Below are 14517 nucleotides of genomic sequence, written 5' to 3' on the forward strand. Positions count from 1 at the left end.
GCAGTGCATTCCATTGGATGTTATTGGATACTGTCCTTCAAATATTGGTGACATTACAACACGGTTGGTAATGGCCCAGGATTGGAGCAAAAAATATACAAACACTCTAAAATACAAAGAAATGGATAGGATGGATATTATCACAGCGAGTAGAACTCAGGTCGTCTGTCCCTGAAGACATCGTTTATGTCATTGAGCCGCTTGTCCCTTGCGAGCGAGAGGTCGACCTCGACAACGGCGACCTCTTCTTTATCCTCGCTGCCCATCGCGAGAACCTCTGCCTTTGGAGATGCTATGGTGCTCCTGCCTATGAAGCGCAAGCCCCTTTCCTCACCGATTCTATTGGCGGTGATGGTGTAAACACTGTTCTCTAAAGCCCGAATCGGCATCGCCCTCGGGGCGTAGAGCATGACGAGGTTGCTGGGGTGGGCTATGATGTCGGCCCCTTTGAGGGCGAGGGTTCTAGCGGATTCCGGGAAGAACCAGTCAAAGCATATCATCACCCCAACTTTGGCTATGCCGATGTTGAAGACGTGGAAGCCGAGGTTGCCCGGCTCGAAGAAGAGCTTCTCGCGGTAGAACAGGTGAACCTTGCGGTACTTCCCTATGTAGCCGCTGCCTATCGGGCCCGTCATCACGGCGGAGTTATAGAGCCTGCCCTTCTCATCCTTTTCAGCAGTTCCGGCCACGATGAAGACCCCCAGCTCGTTCGAAAGCTCCATGAGGAAACGGGTCGTCGGGCCGTCCGGAATCTGGCCTGCAACTTCTTCAACCTCGCTCCTGCTCTCGAAGTTGTAGCCGGTATCAAAGAGCTCCGGTAAAACCACGAGTTTGGCTCCCTTATCTACAGCCTCACGAACCATCTCCTCGGCCTTGGAGTAGTTCACATCGGGCTCAAGGAGGGCCGGCTCCATCTGGACGTATGCCACTTTCATGCTACCACCGTTCAAAGTTGCCTCCAGAATAGATAAGATTAGCGGAAGTGTGTCTCGCATTTATCTGGGTCTTTATGAAGGATTTACCCAGAATCCTGTATCCAACATTGAATTGCAATATCAACAGTAACGCATTCATACAAAAATCCGATTTACAACACAAGATACGGATAAAAAGCCGTTAAAATTTTGGAAATTTTTGAGGGTGAGAAGCCGCTGTCTTCAGAGGTTTGTGCCCCACTGGGGCGTTGATACACCGTTTCGACGGTTCAAAGGTAACCGACACTCTCTCACGGAAAAGCTTAAAAAGGAACCGCTGGAGCTAAGGCTGGAGAGAAAAGTCAGGGGTGATGATCATGAAGAGGCGCCCAAGGAAGTGGAAGAAGAAGGGAAGAATGAGGTGGAAGTGGATCAAGAAGAGGATTAGGCGCTTGAAGAGGCAGCGCAGGAAGGAGCGCGGGCTGATCTGATGCTCCTCTTCTTATCCTTTTGCCCGGTGGTTCCATGTACTCTTTTGAAACCTTCGAGCGGCTCTCAATGGAGATTGAAACTTCCCGGGGAAGGACTCTTCTAATAGCGGACCCCCACATCGGCTTTGAGCTCTCCAGAGGATTGAGGGTACGGACTCACTTCGAGGAGAGGCTCGCGGAGTTCATAGCCGAAAAAGACCCAGACCTGCTGATACTCCTCGGTGACATCAAGGAGCCGATAGGGCTGAGCTTCATGATGAAGCGCCTCCTTATGGGCTTCTTCTCAGACCTTCGGGGAACACCCACCATAATCACCAAGGGAAACCACGATGGCAGGATAGAGGAGGTAACCGAAAAGTTTCCCAACGTTGATGTCGCTGAGCACGCGCTTATAGACGGGTTCCTCTTCCTCCACGGGCATAGGAACCTGCCAGAGATCGAGTTTTCTGAAGGCTACCTGGGGCACATACACCCCGCGTATACGTTCAAGAGGGGTGGGACATCCAGGAAAATGAAAGTCTTCTTCCGCGTGGGCAGGTTTCTCATCCTCCCCACGATCAACCCCTTCATCGAGGGCTTCGACGTGAGGCAGGGTATAAAGATGGTGCCCTTCCTGAAGGATTTTAGGGAGGGAGAAGCTTTCCTGCCGGAGGGAATTTACTTGGGGCGTATTTCACTCTAGGGCAATAGAGAGTCTTTATAACATTCACGGACGGGCAAAGTTTATTAAGGTTATGAAGATAATACTTCATAGGTGGGATAAAAGTATATCAGGTGACCCGAAGATGAGCGACGTCTACGAGAGGCTTGAGGCACTGCTTCGCTCACTCGGTGTTAAGAAGACGGAGCTGAGGATATACCGTCTCCTGCTCGAAAAGAGTGAACCCATGAGGATAACCGAGATACAGAGGGAACTAGGCATCAGCGAGCGCTCGGTTAGGGAGCACGTGCTCAGCCTCTACCGCAAGGGGATACTCAGGAGAAAGCTCATTGAACAGGGCTGGCTGGGCTACGTTTACACAGCCGTCTCACCGAGCGAGGTTCTTGAACACATCAAGGAAAGCCTGATAAAGAGGATAAACGAAATCGAAAAGGAGCTCAAAAGCACATCCAGGCAGAGAAACTAGAGCCTCTCTATAACCCCTATCTCCTCCAGCAGGGCCAGGAGTCTTTCGAGCTTTTCTTCTTCAACCTCCCCGAACTCTTCCCTTAGAGCGTGCATTGCTTCTTCCTTCGGAAGGAGCTCGCCGAGCATCAGGAGCTCGTGGAGGTGCACGAGCATCTTCCTGTCCCGGGTAAGCTCCTTAAACTCCTCGTAGGCATTCTCATTAACGTCCTTTATGAGCTCACCCGAGACCCTGCCCTTCCGCACCCACCGCATCCACGGCTTTCTCTCAAAGGGGTGACCGCTCTCGATGCCAAGGAACCTGGAATCTCTGGCCAGGCCCATCATCACCAGCTTTTCTGCGTTTTCCGTGTCCCTCTCCATGGAAAGTTCGCCGAGGTACTTCATGGCGTAGCCGCGTGCAAAGCGCCCGAGTTCATCCCCAGTTGCCTTGGCAAGGGCCAGGGCGGTGGCCAGAACTGCTTTACCGATGATCTCTATGCTGGTCTTGCTCACCTTTTCAACGGTGTCCTCGCTGGAGTGGTAGAAGCGGTCGGGCCACGTTATCGGCATCACCGACGGAATTCCAAAGAAGTTGAAGACATCGTGGTCGCTGCCCATCTCGTAGGGATAGCTCTTGAGCTTTATCTGGGGGAGAGGGCTTCCCGAGAAGCTCTTCCCAGCCCCGTTAGCCAGCTCCAGGAAGTACTCAAGAACCCCAGAAACAATGGAGAAGCGAGAAATCGGAGTCCTCACGAGCATTATCGTTGAGCCGGCCCGATCCTCACTCCCTGCCACCATATCGAGGTTTATGACGGCGTAGTACTTCTCAAGCTCGGCGTATTTCTCCACGAAGGCCTGCGTGCCGTAGTACTCCGGGATCCAGAGGAAGGCAAAGCCGAAGCGGAAGGAGTCGTCGTAGAGCCGGCTGAGAACCCTCGCCAGCTCTATGAGCATCGCGCTTCCGCTAGCGTTGTCGTTGGCGCCGGGCTTCGGATGGCAGATGTGGGCGGTGAAGAGGATGAACGGCTCCTTCCCGATCTCGGCATAGAGGATCGGCAGAACCTGGCGCTCGTTTATCTGGGCTTCAACCTCGATCCTGGCCTCAACCCTCTCCCCGGCGTTGAGCTTTCCTATTATGCCTCTGGCCAGACTTTCGGGAATGGCAACGGCGGGAATTTTCGCCCACTCAAGGTCGTCCGCGCTCAGAAACAGGCCGATGTAGGGTATAGCCCCCCCGGTTCCTTCGCGGTAAGCGATGAAGCCCACAGCTCCGGCCTCGTTGGCCTTCCTGTAGGCGTCGCGCCACTCCTTCCCAACCAGGACTATCTTTCCTCCGGCGTTCTTCCAGTCCTCCTCGCGGACTATGTGAACCACTTCGCCCTCGGCCTTTCCGCTTGGTGAGTGTGCCATGACGACGAGGGGACTTTGAGAGGTCGTCAGGGTTTTATCCAGAACCTCGACCTTTCCGTGCACCAGATCCCAGGCTATGGGCGACTTGAGGGTCAGGAACCAGCTTTTGCCGTCGTAGAACTCCTCGTAAAGCTCCGCGTTGATCCCCCATACCCTGAGCTCCTCCCTGATGAAGCGAACAGCCTCGGGGAGCTCTTTTGAGCCCTGTATCCTGTGGAACTGGCTTATCTCGGCTATGTAGTGGAGAACATTTGAGGAATCAAAAACCTCTGCTTCTTTTAAAAAGCGCTTCATGGTTATCCCCAAGGATAATCTTCCACAGAATATTTAAGGTGCTCGCATAGAAGAGAAGAGCTCAGTGCCCTATACGGAGCATCCTTGGAGGCTTCAGGTGCTTCATGGTATCCAGAAGGTCGGGAGGGAGAAAAAGCCGGGTGGTTTCAAGGAAGCGTGCAAACTCCGCCTCCACTCCCCCTTCCTCTTCGCCTTCAGGAAGAGCCGTCTTCGGTCCCGGGCGCTCCTCACCTGCGCCCTCCTTTCCAAGCCCCTTTCTTATCTCCTCCTCCCTCTTCTTCGCCCCCTCCAGTTTTCCACGGTTGTAGGCATTCTTTACGAGCTCGTAGACGCCGAGCTCCTGTGCTCTCGCGTAGAGCCTCTCCCTGCGCTCGCGAACCCACTCAGCCCATTCGCTGTGTCCTTTGTAGCCTACGAAGTAGCCGAACTCGTAGGCCTCCTGCATGAGCTTTTTCACTTCTTCCATAGTTCCACCTCAGAACGGTGCCTCTGGATAGACCCTGAGCCCCTCTTCGGTGAAGCGAAGTTTCTTGAGGTTGCTGTCGTGGGCAACGCCATGCATCTTCAGAACCTGAAGGGCCCGCACCATCTGGTAGTTCCTCATGAAGTGGTGGAGGACTATGACACCATCGGTGAGGTAGTAGTCCTCGGTGTAGGTCTCAGAACTCATCATCTCCGCCAGTATAAGGCACGTAATCCCCATCCCGTGGAGCTTCCTTATGAACCTGCCCAGGGCCATCCTCTTGTGCTCGGGGTCAAGGACCGAATACTCCAGCGAGGTGAACGAGTCTATGACGACCCTTTTAACGTCCTCCGTCTCAATAATGCGAAGGATTCTCTCAAATATCTCGCTCCATGTGAACCTTCTTCCAGCGCCAAAGATGCTCTCTCCCATGTCATAGAAGAGTATCCTCTTCGACTGGAGGTGGGTCAGGAGACCAAAGTTGTAGCGGAGCATGTCCTGTGTTATTATCTTCGGATGCTCCAGAAGGGATATAAAAAGCCCCTTCTCGTCTTTTTTAGCGCCCTCAATAAGAAACTGAATTCCAAAGGTCGTCTTCCCGCTCCCAGGGGGGCCGATTATAAGGTAAACCCTGCCCGGGATGAATCCCCCACCGATGAGATTGTCAAGTCCCGGAACGCCAGTTGAAACCCGGTCGAGGCTCTTGAGGAGTTCTCCCACGTACATGACCACTCCCTCCGTACTACATAAACGCTCCAAGGGTATTTAAGGTTGAAGTGTCCATTGATGTCCACATGAACCTACGATGTGAAAAGCGGGTTGAAACGTGACGTAACCGAGTGACACACTGGATATCTCAACGTTACCTTTCAAAGAGCCATAGCCCGACGAAAAGAGGATATCATAACATCATGGAGCAAACGGGCAGATAACGTCCCGAAGATTTATATGCCGGCCTGTGTTATTATCAACCATGAGAACCGGAGCTTTCAAGGGAACCTTTGGGTTCCTCGCATCATGGCTCACTGCCGGCCTCTTTTTGCTGGAGGATTACTTCAACCCCTCCTGGTTCTTCAGGAAGCGCCTCTGTCTCGGGATTGCCGATCTCGAATGGAGCCTCCGGTGCCACAATTTCTTTGAGCTGCTTTTCCTTGTGCTCCCAATTGTCGTCGTGGCCCTGGTCACATGGCTTTACAGGAAGTGGAGAAACGTCGATGGACTCTTACTCTTTGCCTCCACGGCCGCCCTGGGACTTCCAGGAACGCTGGCATTTTTCATCACTATAACAATAGCGATCTCCAAAAGGCTCCCCACCGGAATTGGGGAGGACTTCGTCCTCGCCGTGTTCTTCTTGTACTTCATGACGCTGATAGGGGTTGTCATAGGGGCGCTAGCCCCACGTCACGTGCCTGTTAACGAGGAAGCGCACGACGAATGAAACCACGATGCCGAACATGTTCGCCACGAGGTAGTTCATCCCGAGGAGCACAAGCCCAGCGTAGATAATCCACTGGACAACCGCGCCGGTTAAGGCCGCGATGTGGAAGTTGGCGAGCCTCCTCCACAGCGGCTTTCTCTTGAGGTCTCTGAACGTCCAGAGGTCGTTCCAGGTGAAGTTGTTCAGTATGGCCAGTTCGGTCGCGGGGATGTTGGCCAGTATTTTATCCCAGCCGAAGCCCGAAACAAAGAGCCACAGAAACCCCTGGTTAACCACAACCCCTGAGAGGCCAACGAGGGTGAACTTAATCAGCCTGTCCAGCTCGCCCTCCCAGCGCATGAGCCGGTAGACGTGCCTGAGATAGTTCAGCATGGTCTTCGTTCCAAGCTTGCTCTCTCCCGCCCGCCTGAGGCCAAAGGTAAAAGGAACCTCGGTAACCTTCTTGTACCTGCCTTTAATCAGAACCTCCATCAGAATCTTAAACCCGACTGGATTGAGCTCCACCCCTTCAACGACCTCCCTTCTGAGGGCAAAGAAGCCGCTCACAGGGTCTTTGACGTCCCTTATCCTGGGGAGTGCGAGGCGGCCCACCATAATCGCGCCTCTGGAGATAAGCTTCCGGTACCAGTACCAGTTCTTCACACCGCCGCCAGGAACATACCTGCTTGCGATTGCCACATCGGCGCCGTTTTCAATGGCGTTCAGGAGTTGGGGTATAACCTCCGGCGGATGCTGAAGGTCGGCGTCCATGACGACAAATATATCGCCATGGGCCTCTTTGAAACCCCTGATGACGGCGGAGGAGAGGCCTTTTTCCTCGGTTCTCCGTATGACCCTGACGGGGTACCTTTCCGAAAGCTCCTGGGCAAACTCCCATGTCCTGTCCGGAGAATCGTCATCGACAACGATGATTTCATAGTCGTAGTCTTTCAAAGCCCCCCCGATTCGCTCAAAGAGCTCCTCAAGGTTTTCACGTTCGTTGTAGGTGGGAACTATAACGCTGATTTTCACTGTCATCCCTCCACCTTCATCAGACTGTTCCGTAAACTTTATAAGTCCTGCGACTGCCCTTAACAGCGGGCATGGGGCCGTGGGGTAGCTTGGCCTATCCTTCCGGCTTCGGGAGCCGGGGACCCGAGTTCAAATCTCGGCGGCCCCACCAGAAAACAAACTTTTCTGGCGAAAAGTTTGATCAAAAGACTGTGATTCTTTTTGAGTGGTCAGGTTCTTAGTGGGTTTTTGTTTAGTGGTCGGATTGTACGCTGGATTCAGTAGTTCAGGAGAACACTTTAACGGGTTCGACTTCAATCCGCGCTCCAAAGGAGCGCTAAAAAACCGAACCTTTTTAAACAAGCTTTGGAAAAAGAACCCAATCTTACCAAAAGAACAAATATTCAGAGAAAACCACTCCAAAATAAGCCACATAAAGGGGAATCACTAACTTTGATAAACCCTATCGGGCAACTTTGCCCGGCAAAGTTTCGAGGGATAAAATTTATAAATCCCACCCTGAACCTATCAACGGGCACAGCCCCGTGGTGTAGCGGCCAAGCATGCGGGACTCTGGATCCCGCGACCGGGGTTCGAATCCCCGCGGGGCTACCATTCAACTGGGCTCCAGACCCTCGAACCCCACCATTTTCTCTCGGCTTCAAGTTCGGTTTTCAACCCGCATATTCAACTCCACAGAGTTTCATGTAGAAAAAGGCTTTTCAGAAACCCCCACGGGAAATAATCCGAATCCCCCATTCTGCCCGAATTTTTACTGGAGATATCTCAAGATTCTGCATGAGTTTGTATTTTTTCCAAAGTCCTGAACGCGCTCCAAAAAACCTCTATTCAATAAATGCTCCTCACCAGCAGTTCTAAACGATAATCCTCCCATTCTCCGTAAGAGGGCACAAAACGCTAAAAAACGCGGAAATCGAACTTTTCAGGAACTTTTAAATAGTCGGCCACCAACTTATGATAATGTTACATACACATTGCTTAACACGGAGGGAGGTGAGGATGTGAGCAAAGTAGTTAACCTGGAGGTTGAGATTACAGACCTCCTCAGAAGGCACGGATCGCTCAGTGTTGCTTTTCTGACTCGGTTTCTCAACGAAAGGGGCATCTTCTGTACAAGGCAGAAGGTCGAGAGAACCCTCAGGAAACTCGTGGAGCAAAAGAAAGTAGAGGCATTCTACACCAACGGGAATAAAAGAAAGCATTACAGGTTGCGGTGATACGATGGCTGGGAGCATTGACAGCTCAACCGTGATCCTCGGAAATACGAGGAGAATGATGATGATTGAGTTCCTCCAACAGAGAGAGGGTCATGCCGAACTCAGAGAACTTGTGGAATACATAGCTGAAAGGGAGGGAGACACCAACCGGAAGCACAGGAAAAGCGTCTATGTCAGCCTGATCCAGACACATATCCCCAAGCTGGAGCGGGAAGGTGTCGTAACGTTCAACCACGGCATCGTTACCCTTCTGAAGATCCCTGAAGATGTAACCGTCTACATGGAAGTTGTCAACAAGCACGACATCAGCTGGAGCACCTTCTACATGGGGACGTCGGTAATATTCATAATCGCTGGTTGGTATCTCGGCAGCATGTCCCTATTGCTGGCTGCCATGGTGTACCTGGTCATAAGTATAATCCACCACAGGAAAATTAAGAGGCTGTTCTAGCAGATCACTGCTATAACTCGCCTGTTTTAATCAAATTGAGTTGTTTCACTCCTGGTAATGAGGGATTACCACTCAGTAAGCCGGAATTTACTATATAGGTTGACCCCGCCATAGTCAATGAGGCATCCCCATGATGGCCTCCGCCTAGGGTGTCGGTATTTGGAAAACATGGAGGAATGTACCATGAAGAAAGTTTTGGCCCTCGGTATGCTGGGGCTGATGATCGCGGCGGCCTTTGCACTAGGCACGAGCGCAACCTTCAGGGACTACAGGGCCCAAAGGAGCGTTCATATCGCCGTTGTTCCAGACGACAGCGAGCTTATTGATCTAACGCCTGTCCAGCCCTACGCGTACCTTAACGATGGAGGGCAACTTGTTATTGACTTCTCAGCGGACAATCCCAACTGGCCAGGATGGGATGATGAGAGCTGGTGGAAGTGGGACGAGGAGCAGAATATGCCAGTTCCTGCAAGAGGACTGGGACTCAGCCCACAGAGCAGGTACAACTTTGACGAGGTATTTAACGTGAGCAACCACCTCTGGGAGCAGGAAACCATCGTAGTCAGGATTACCTCATCGGATCCCGGAATGGTCTCATTCTACGAGCCCAACGGCATGATGTACAACACAAACGGGGGCGGTCAGCCTTACAATTCGGATACAGCCGTCGGAGATGTCTGCTTCTATCTTGAACCCGGAGAGGCACTTGGCGTTGGGATGGAACTCGCAGCAGCCAACACCTTGGGAAGCTACGACATAAACATAAACATCCAGGCATGGCCTGCCAGCGAAGCACCTATTGAGTGTGGAGGTGGCTGAGATGAGAAAGATCATAGGACTCTTTGCACTTATGATAGGACTCTTAGTTGCAGTAGCAGCAAGTAGCGCTCACTTTGCATACTTTGAAGCCGACAGAGGCGTCCACATCCAGGTTGTCCCGGATGACAGTGAGCTTATAGACCTACGGCCCATGCAACCCTACGCGTACATTAACGACAACGGTATGCTGGTCATAGACCTGAGCAAGTACAACGGGAACTGGCAGGAAGGATTCGGTGAAGGCGTTAGTCCCAACAGCACGTATGTTTTCAAGGAAGTCTTCGGTGTCAGCAACGACCTTTGGGAAGGAACCCCAATCTGTATGCACATCACGTACAGCGGAGACGGTGGTGTCAAGTTCTTTGTTGGGAACTATACGGGTCAGCCCGGTGAGACCACCCTCGATGTAACCGTGATGCCCGGCGAAGTCGTGCCTATTGGACTTATTCTGGACAGCACTGGCTTGGTTGATGGAGACGCAATAAACGGTCAGGTTCAGTTCTACGCGGTTCCTGGACCTTGCGAGGGAGAGTGAACAGTTTAGTTCCGGAGCATTTGCTCCTTTTTATCATATATGCAGGGGGAGAGAGAAGTGGAAAGGAGAACAAAGGTTGGCACGAGTATTGGAATCATCATAGTTCTACTCATAGGAGTATGGGAGATATACTCCGCAGATCCCCTAACGGTTGTCTACGCCACTCCAGAAAACGGAACATTGTCGGTTGATTATCCCGTCCCCCCGTATGCTTACTCTGATAGTGGTGTTCTTGTTATCGATATCTCACCGGATAGCCCATTGTATCCTGGATACGGAGAGGGACTGGGTGCAAATTCCACATACGTATTTAATAACGCTTTTATCATTAAAAATAACCAGAGCCAGACAGGATATAGCGAGATATGTGTGAGGATAGGCTCAGAGAACCAGAAGGTGGGATTTTTTGTCGGGAAGTTTGATGGGAACTGGAGCGGTACAGTTGAAGTCCAGCTGAATGCCAACGATAGCGTAGGTGTTGGAGTGAGGATTGACACCTACGGCCTCCACCTGGGAGACTACAGTGAAGGAATTACAATAGAAGCCTGGGGAGGAGGCTGCGGATGAGAAGGATAGTGGAGTACCTAGCACTAACGATCGTAGGCATCCTCGTTACAGGTTCCCTCGTGGGTATGCTCCTAGACAGGCCGGTTTTTATGTCGTACGCATACTCCGGGAGCATGGAACCCACCATAAACAAGGGAGATGTATTTTTCATCAATCCCCTTTCAAGAAATCCCGGAGTGGGTGACATTATCGTTTTTCAAACTGGAGATGTATGGACAGTTCACAGGGTTTACGCCGTTACTGAAGGTGGGTACATAACAAAAGGGGACAACAACATAGCAACCGACCAGCAAAGCCACGATATCCCCCCGATACCCAAAGAGAGAATAGCGGGCACGGTGATTACAGTTAAAGGCACTCCCCTAAGGATACCCCAGCTTGGAAACTATCTTGGAACGGGTCTCTCAGACCGCGGAAAGGTGCTCCTTGCAGGTGCCCTAATACTAGTCGGAATTTTAGCATTCGCAGGAGACGAGACTTCACACTCCAGAAAAAGAAAGAAAAAAATTACAGTAAAGTTCAGGACGCTCTATGCACTAACATCAGTGTTCCTCCTAATTATGGTGGCCGTATCCACATTTGTTTCGTGGGAAACAGTACCCATAACTTATTCCGTTACCTCAGCGGGGGGACTAAGGGAGGGCTGGTATCTTCCAGGGGAGGAATTCCAGCAGGAAATTACAATAAAGAACAGAAACCTATATCCTATGACGTATTTTGTCTCAATGGGGCCAACCATTACCGCCGTATCAGAGGACGGGTTCATGCTGAACGAGGGGGAAGAGAGATCCATCACTGTTACCCTGAAGGCTCCTCAAAAAACTGCAATGTATTCACCCAGATTACAAGTCAACGCATACATGCCAATCCTTCCAGTCTCAGTTCTGGATGAACTCTACAGAATTCATCCGATGGTGCCCCTCCTTGCCATTCTGATGGAGATTTCCCTGTTCCTTGGGGCGTTCTACGTAATCTCAGGCATCGGAAACGAGGATGTCCTTAGAATCAGGAGAAGGAGGACTTCCTTCCTTAGAGGGATATCGGAGGTGTTTAGGATATGAAAGCTCTGTTCTCAATTATTATAACGTTCGCACTGGCATCGCTGATTCTCGTAGGCTCCAGTGGAACCTTTGTAAACTTTGAAGCATCGAGAGAAGTCAAAGTTGCCGTCGTTCCCCATGATAAGGAGTACCTCGGCTTTGACTGTGAAGGCGGCTATGCCGCAGTTGTGGAAGTCAGCCCATACAGCGAGACTGACTTTGATGCGCTGACGGTAAGGAACTATCTGAACGAAATGAAGGATGTATGGATCTCGCTCGACCCGGACTACTCCGACCTTCCGGGCAACGTGGACATGTTCATAGAAACCGAAGACGGCGCCGAGCGGATGATAGCCCCAGAGGATGAGTACACCTTTGCCGGCCATGTGAACGTAAGTGATGTCGCGCCGGGGGAGTACGTAATCCCGATTACAATGCGCGCCCGCTGGAATGGCGGAGATGCCGTTGTAGAAACCTGCCCAATAAAACTCGTCGTCACTGGTGACCCGACCATAGAAAAGATACTCCTCTACGGCAACACCAGCGGGATACCCCTGAAGACGTACCAAGAATGGATCTTCCAGATACTGGTAACAAATCCAACCGGGGATGACCTCACCCTGACCATAACCGACACGATACCCGCGGAGTTCAACGTGAGTCTGAGCGGAACCAGCGCAAGTGCCGGTACGTACAGGTTCTGGGCAGCAAACGATGGCAACCAGTGCGGAGGGCACTGTGGAGGAGGACACGGGGGACACAACGCCCGGCCGGCCACAAAGATGGAATGGAACGTAACTGTTCCAGCGGGAGGGAGCGTCCACATAAACATAACAATATTCACCAGAGTGAACCCCGGAGGACAGCAGGAGTTTACCTCGTGCGGCGAGTACAGCCTGAACGAAGGGGCCACCATAGTTCAGTACGGCATAACGAGCAATGCTCTCGTCGTGACCGTGGATTGCTGCGATGACCACGATGGGTGCTGCCAGGAGCAGGATGAATGCGGATGCAATCACGACCACAGTTCTAATCATGAAAACGGCACAGGAGAATGTGAAGGATGAAGAAGGAAAAGTTGGTTAGGTTTATTAGAAGGAAGGAAGTCCTGGGAGTATTCCTGATTCTCTTCCTGGTCTTTGCATTTTACTCAGTGAAGCTCATGAGCGCAAGCCCGTACGTGGTGAACACCCAGACCCTGGGAACGTTTAAGGAAGAGGGACAGCTGAAGCACGCCGCTTATCTCAAGCCCAACGAAATCTACGGGTACATGGTCTTCAGGGACGAATATCCTATATCCCTCGTTGACAGGTTCCTGCTGACGTACACATACAGCTCAAACCCGCCGCTCAGCACCGGCACCTATGAAGTCACCGGAAAGGTTGTATACTACGTCACCAAGGGGAGCGAAGAGGTCACCATGTGGGAAGGCACGCTCTTTGATGAGAAGGGCAAGCTCCAGAACGGCGGATTCACAGTGGAGTACACGCTCGACATGGGAGAGCTGGACAGGATGACTGCAGAGGTGTCCAATGAGCTTGGAATGAAAAGGCTAAACAGAAGGGTAATCATAACGACAAAGGTCTCGGGAACCGGCAAAGTCGGTGGAAAGGAGATAACCAGGAGCTTTGACCATGAGGTTGAACTCATCAGGGACAGCGGAGCCGGGCTTTACTACTTCACTGACACCAGCAAGACTGCAAAGAAAACCCTGACAACGACAACCAAGGAAGAAGTCAGTGCAAGCGTTCTGGGAGTAACCAGCAACCTCGATACGGCGAAGGTAGTGACCACAGTGCTGGCACTTCTGATGCTGATACCCCTGGTGGGCTACGTTTACACATCAAGACCGCCCAAGGATGAGCTGGCCAAGATAAGGCCGTACATAGTCAAGGGCGCACCCGGGCCCGTCCAGAAAAGGGTCGTCCTGAAGACCCCCAAGGATTTGGAGACGACCTTCGAGCTTGTGGACAAGCCGATACTACACTACATAGACGGTGAGGACGAGGTCTTCGCCATAATAGACGACGGAATATCGTACGAGTACCGGAAGCCATTGCCCCAGGGAGGGGATGAGGCCAGCTGAGGGCCCTCCCCTTCCCCCACGCTTTTCTGATTTTCGTAACCAACAACTTTAAAAGCACTATCCGAAAGGCTAACCTAGAAGTTCTACAAGAGGTAAGAGGTGGTTAGAGATGAACCCGTTCCACGAGCTTGAGCCCGGACCGGAGGTTCCAGAGGTCGTTTACGCTCTCATAGAGATACCGAAGGGGAGCAGGAACAAGTACGAGCTTGACAAGAAGACCGGACTCCTTAAGCTCGACCGCGTCCTTTACAGCCCGTTCTTCTACCCGGTGGACTACGGAATAATCCCGCAGACCTGGTACGACGACGGCGACCCCTTCGACATAATGGTCATCATGCGCGAGCCGGTCTATCCGCTCACCATCATCGAGGCGAGGCCTATAGGCATCATGAAGATGGAGGACAGCGGAGACAAGGACTGGAAGGTCCTGGCCGTTCCCGTCGAGGACCCCTACTTCGAGGACTGGAAGGACATCGACGACGTTCCCAAGGCCTTCCTCGACGAGATTGCCCACTTCTTCCAGCGCTACAAGGAGCTCCAGGGCAAGGTCACGAAGATAGAGGGCTGGGGCAACGCCGAGGAGGCCAAGAGGGAGATACTCAGGGCCATCGAGATGTACAAGGAGAAGTTCGGCAAGAAGGAGTGATTTTCTCTTTCTATTCCTATTCCAAGG

Annotated in this window: 17 protein-coding genes and 2 tRNA genes; 14 read left to right on the forward strand and 5 right to left on the reverse strand. The window is 52.0% G+C overall.

Annotated features, from left to right (window positions below):
* Positions 1-140: 140 nt before the first annotated feature.
* Entirely contained in the window at positions 141-935 is a 795-nt protein-coding gene (locus NUS69_RS07360) for a nitrilase (RefSeq protein ID WP_258083186.1), read from the reverse strand.
* A 504-nt stretch (positions 936-1439) separates the two neighbouring features.
* Here NUS69_RS07360 and NUS69_RS07365 point away from each other — a divergent pair.
* Together NUS69_RS07365 and NUS69_RS07370 are read left to right on the forward strand one after the other, a co-directional pair.
* Positions 1440-2087, forward strand: coding sequence for a metallophosphoesterase (locus tag NUS69_RS07365; RefSeq protein ID WP_258083187.1), 648 nt, complete (start codon positions 1440-1442; stop codon positions 2085-2087).
* Between the two features lie 103 nt (positions 2088-2190).
* Positions 2191-2532, forward strand: coding sequence for a transcriptional regulator (locus tag NUS69_RS07370; RefSeq protein WP_258083188.1), 342 nt, complete (start codon positions 2191-2193; stop codon positions 2530-2532).
* Here the strand turns inward: NUS69_RS07370 and NUS69_RS07375 are convergent.
* From NUS69_RS07375 to NUS69_RS07385, 3 genes are all read right to left on the reverse strand, one after another.
* Positions 2529-4217 carry a DUF4910 domain-containing protein gene (locus NUS69_RS07375; protein WP_258083189.1) on the reverse strand — a complete coding sequence of 563 codons (1689 nt, stop codon included), beginning with the start codon at positions 4215-4217 and terminating at the stop codon, positions 2529-2531. The genes NUS69_RS07370 and NUS69_RS07375 overlap by 4 nt on opposite strands.
* Positions 4218-4278: 61 nt before the next feature.
* Positions 4279-4683 carry a hypothetical protein gene (locus NUS69_RS07380; protein WP_258083190.1) on the reverse strand — a complete coding sequence of 135 codons (405 nt, stop codon included), beginning with the start codon at positions 4681-4683 and terminating at the stop codon, positions 4279-4281.
* A gap of 9 nt (positions 4684-4692) precedes the next feature.
* Entirely contained in the window at positions 4693-5406 is a 714-nt protein-coding gene (locus tag NUS69_RS07385) for an RAD55 family ATPase (protein WP_258085037.1), read from the reverse strand.
* Positions 5407-5653: 247 nt separating this feature from the next.
* Between NUS69_RS07385 and NUS69_RS07390 the strand changes: the two genes are divergently transcribed.
* Positions 5654-6118, forward strand: coding sequence for a hypothetical protein (locus NUS69_RS07390; protein ID WP_258083191.1), 465 nt, complete (start codon positions 5654-5656; stop codon positions 6116-6118).
* On the opposite strand, the gene NUS69_RS07395 is transcribed toward NUS69_RS07390, so the two are convergent.
* Positions 6071-7129, reverse strand: coding sequence for a glycosyltransferase (locus tag NUS69_RS07395; RefSeq protein ID WP_258085038.1), 1059 nt, complete (start codon positions 7127-7129; stop codon positions 6071-6073). The genes NUS69_RS07390 and NUS69_RS07395 overlap by 48 nt on opposite strands.
* 73 nt (positions 7130-7202) lie before the next feature.
* Here NUS69_RS07395 and NUS69_RS07400 point away from each other — a divergent pair.
* The 11 genes from NUS69_RS07400 (at position 7203) to NUS69_RS07450 (ending at position 14490) form a co-directional block, all read left to right on the forward strand.
* Positions 7203-7280: transfer RNA gene (locus tag NUS69_RS07400), tRNA-Pro, on the forward strand.
* A gap of 367 nt (positions 7281-7647) precedes the next feature.
* Positions 7648-7723, forward strand: a tRNA-Gln gene (locus NUS69_RS07405).
* A gap of 407 nt (positions 7724-8130) precedes the next feature.
* Positions 8131-8346 (forward strand): hypothetical protein, encoded by a 216-nt coding sequence (locus NUS69_RS07410; protein ID WP_258083192.1) that lies wholly within the window; start codon positions 8131-8133, stop codon positions 8344-8346.
* 4 nt (positions 8347-8350) lie between these two features.
* Positions 8351-8797, forward strand: coding sequence for a DUF7344 domain-containing protein (locus NUS69_RS07415; RefSeq protein ID WP_055429186.1), 447 nt, complete (start codon positions 8351-8353; stop codon positions 8795-8797).
* Positions 8798-8965: 168 nt separating this feature from the next.
* Positions 8966-9616 carry a DUF1102 domain-containing protein gene (locus tag NUS69_RS07420; protein ID WP_258085039.1) on the forward strand — a complete coding sequence of 217 codons (651 nt, stop codon included), beginning with the start codon at positions 8966-8968 and terminating at the stop codon, positions 9614-9616.
* Positions 9617-9647: 31 nt separating this feature from the next.
* Positions 9648-10151, forward strand: a complete 504-nt coding sequence (locus NUS69_RS07425) for a DUF1102 domain-containing protein (protein WP_258083193.1) — start codon at positions 9648-9650, stop codon at positions 10149-10151.
* A gap of 57 nt (positions 10152-10208) precedes the next feature.
* Positions 10209-10718, forward strand: coding sequence for a DUF1102 domain-containing protein (locus NUS69_RS07430; RefSeq protein WP_258083194.1), 510 nt, complete (start codon positions 10209-10211; stop codon positions 10716-10718).
* Complete coding sequence (locus tag NUS69_RS07435; RefSeq protein WP_258083195.1) at positions 10715-11779, forward strand: signal peptidase I; 1065 nt, start codon at positions 10715-10717, stop codon at positions 11777-11779. Before NUS69_RS07430 ends, NUS69_RS07435 begins: the two co-directional genes overlap by 4 nt.
* Positions 11776-12825: a hypothetical protein gene (locus NUS69_RS07440; protein ID WP_258083196.1), complete on the forward strand. Its 1050-nt coding sequence runs from the start codon at positions 11776-11778 to the stop codon at positions 12823-12825. The genes NUS69_RS07435 and NUS69_RS07440 overlap by 4 nt, the downstream gene beginning before the upstream one ends.
* On the forward strand, positions 12822-13844 hold the full coding sequence (locus NUS69_RS07445; protein ID WP_258083197.1) for a DUF5305 domain-containing protein: 1023 nt from the start codon (positions 12822-12824) through the stop codon (positions 13842-13844). The genes NUS69_RS07440 and NUS69_RS07445 overlap by 4 nt, the downstream gene beginning before the upstream one ends.
* 109 nt (positions 13845-13953) lie before the next feature.
* Entirely contained in the window at positions 13954-14490 is a 537-nt protein-coding gene (locus NUS69_RS07450; RefSeq protein ID WP_258083198.1) for an inorganic diphosphatase, read from the forward strand.
* Positions 14491-14517: the final 27 nt, after the last annotated feature.

The sequence above is a fragment of the Thermococcus thermotolerans genome, assembly GCF_024707485.1.
In the GTDB taxonomy this organism is placed as follows: domain Archaea; phylum Methanobacteriota_B; class Thermococci; order Thermococcales; family Thermococcaceae; genus Thermococcus; species Thermococcus thermotolerans.

Excerpts from the sequence above, each read along its gene's own strand:
- NUS69_RS07360 (WP_258083186.1), bottom strand. The coding sequence starts at position 935 with ATGAAAGTGGCATACGTCCAGATGGAGCCGGCCCTCCTTGAGCCCGAT.
- NUS69_RS07365 (WP_258083187.1), top strand. The coding sequence starts at position 1,440 with ATGTACTCTTTTGAAACCTTCGAGCGGCTCTCAATGGAGATTGAAACT.
- NUS69_RS07370 (WP_258083188.1), top strand. The coding sequence starts at position 2,191 with ATGAGCGACGTCTACGAGAGGCTTGAGGCACTGCTTCGCTCACTCGGT.
- NUS69_RS07375 (WP_258083189.1), bottom strand. The coding sequence starts at position 4,217 with ATGAAGCGCTTTTTAAAAGAAGCAGAGGTTTTTGATTCCTCAAATGTT.
- NUS69_RS07380 (WP_258083190.1), bottom strand. The coding sequence starts at position 4,683 with ATGGAAGAAGTGAAAAAGCTCATGCAGGAGGCCTACGAGTTCGGCTAC.
- NUS69_RS07385 (WP_258085037.1), bottom strand. The coding sequence starts at position 5,406 with ATGTACGTGGGAGAACTCCTCAAGAGCCTCGACCGGGTTTCAACTGGC.
- NUS69_RS07390 (WP_258083191.1), top strand. The coding sequence starts at position 5,654 with ATGAGAACCGGAGCTTTCAAGGGAACCTTTGGGTTCCTCGCATCATGG.
- NUS69_RS07415 (WP_055429186.1), top strand. The coding sequence starts at position 8,351 with ATGGCTGGGAGCATTGACAGCTCAACCGTGATCCTCGGAAATACGAGG.
- NUS69_RS07420 (WP_258085039.1), top strand. The coding sequence starts at position 8,966 with ATGGAGGAATGTACCATGAAGAAAGTTTTGGCCCTCGGTATGCTGGGG.
- NUS69_RS07425 (WP_258083193.1), top strand. The coding sequence starts at position 9,648 with ATGATAGGACTCTTAGTTGCAGTAGCAGCAAGTAGCGCTCACTTTGCA.
- NUS69_RS07435 (WP_258083195.1), top strand. The coding sequence starts at position 10,715 with ATGAGAAGGATAGTGGAGTACCTAGCACTAACGATCGTAGGCATCCTC.
- NUS69_RS07440 (WP_258083196.1), top strand. The coding sequence starts at position 11,776 with ATGAAAGCTCTGTTCTCAATTATTATAACGTTCGCACTGGCATCGCTG.
- NUS69_RS07445 (WP_258083197.1), top strand. The coding sequence starts at position 12,822 with ATGAAGAAGGAAAAGTTGGTTAGGTTTATTAGAAGGAAGGAAGTCCTG.
- NUS69_RS07450 (WP_258083198.1), top strand. The coding sequence starts at position 13,954 with ATGAACCCGTTCCACGAGCTTGAGCCCGGACCGGAGGTTCCAGAGGTC.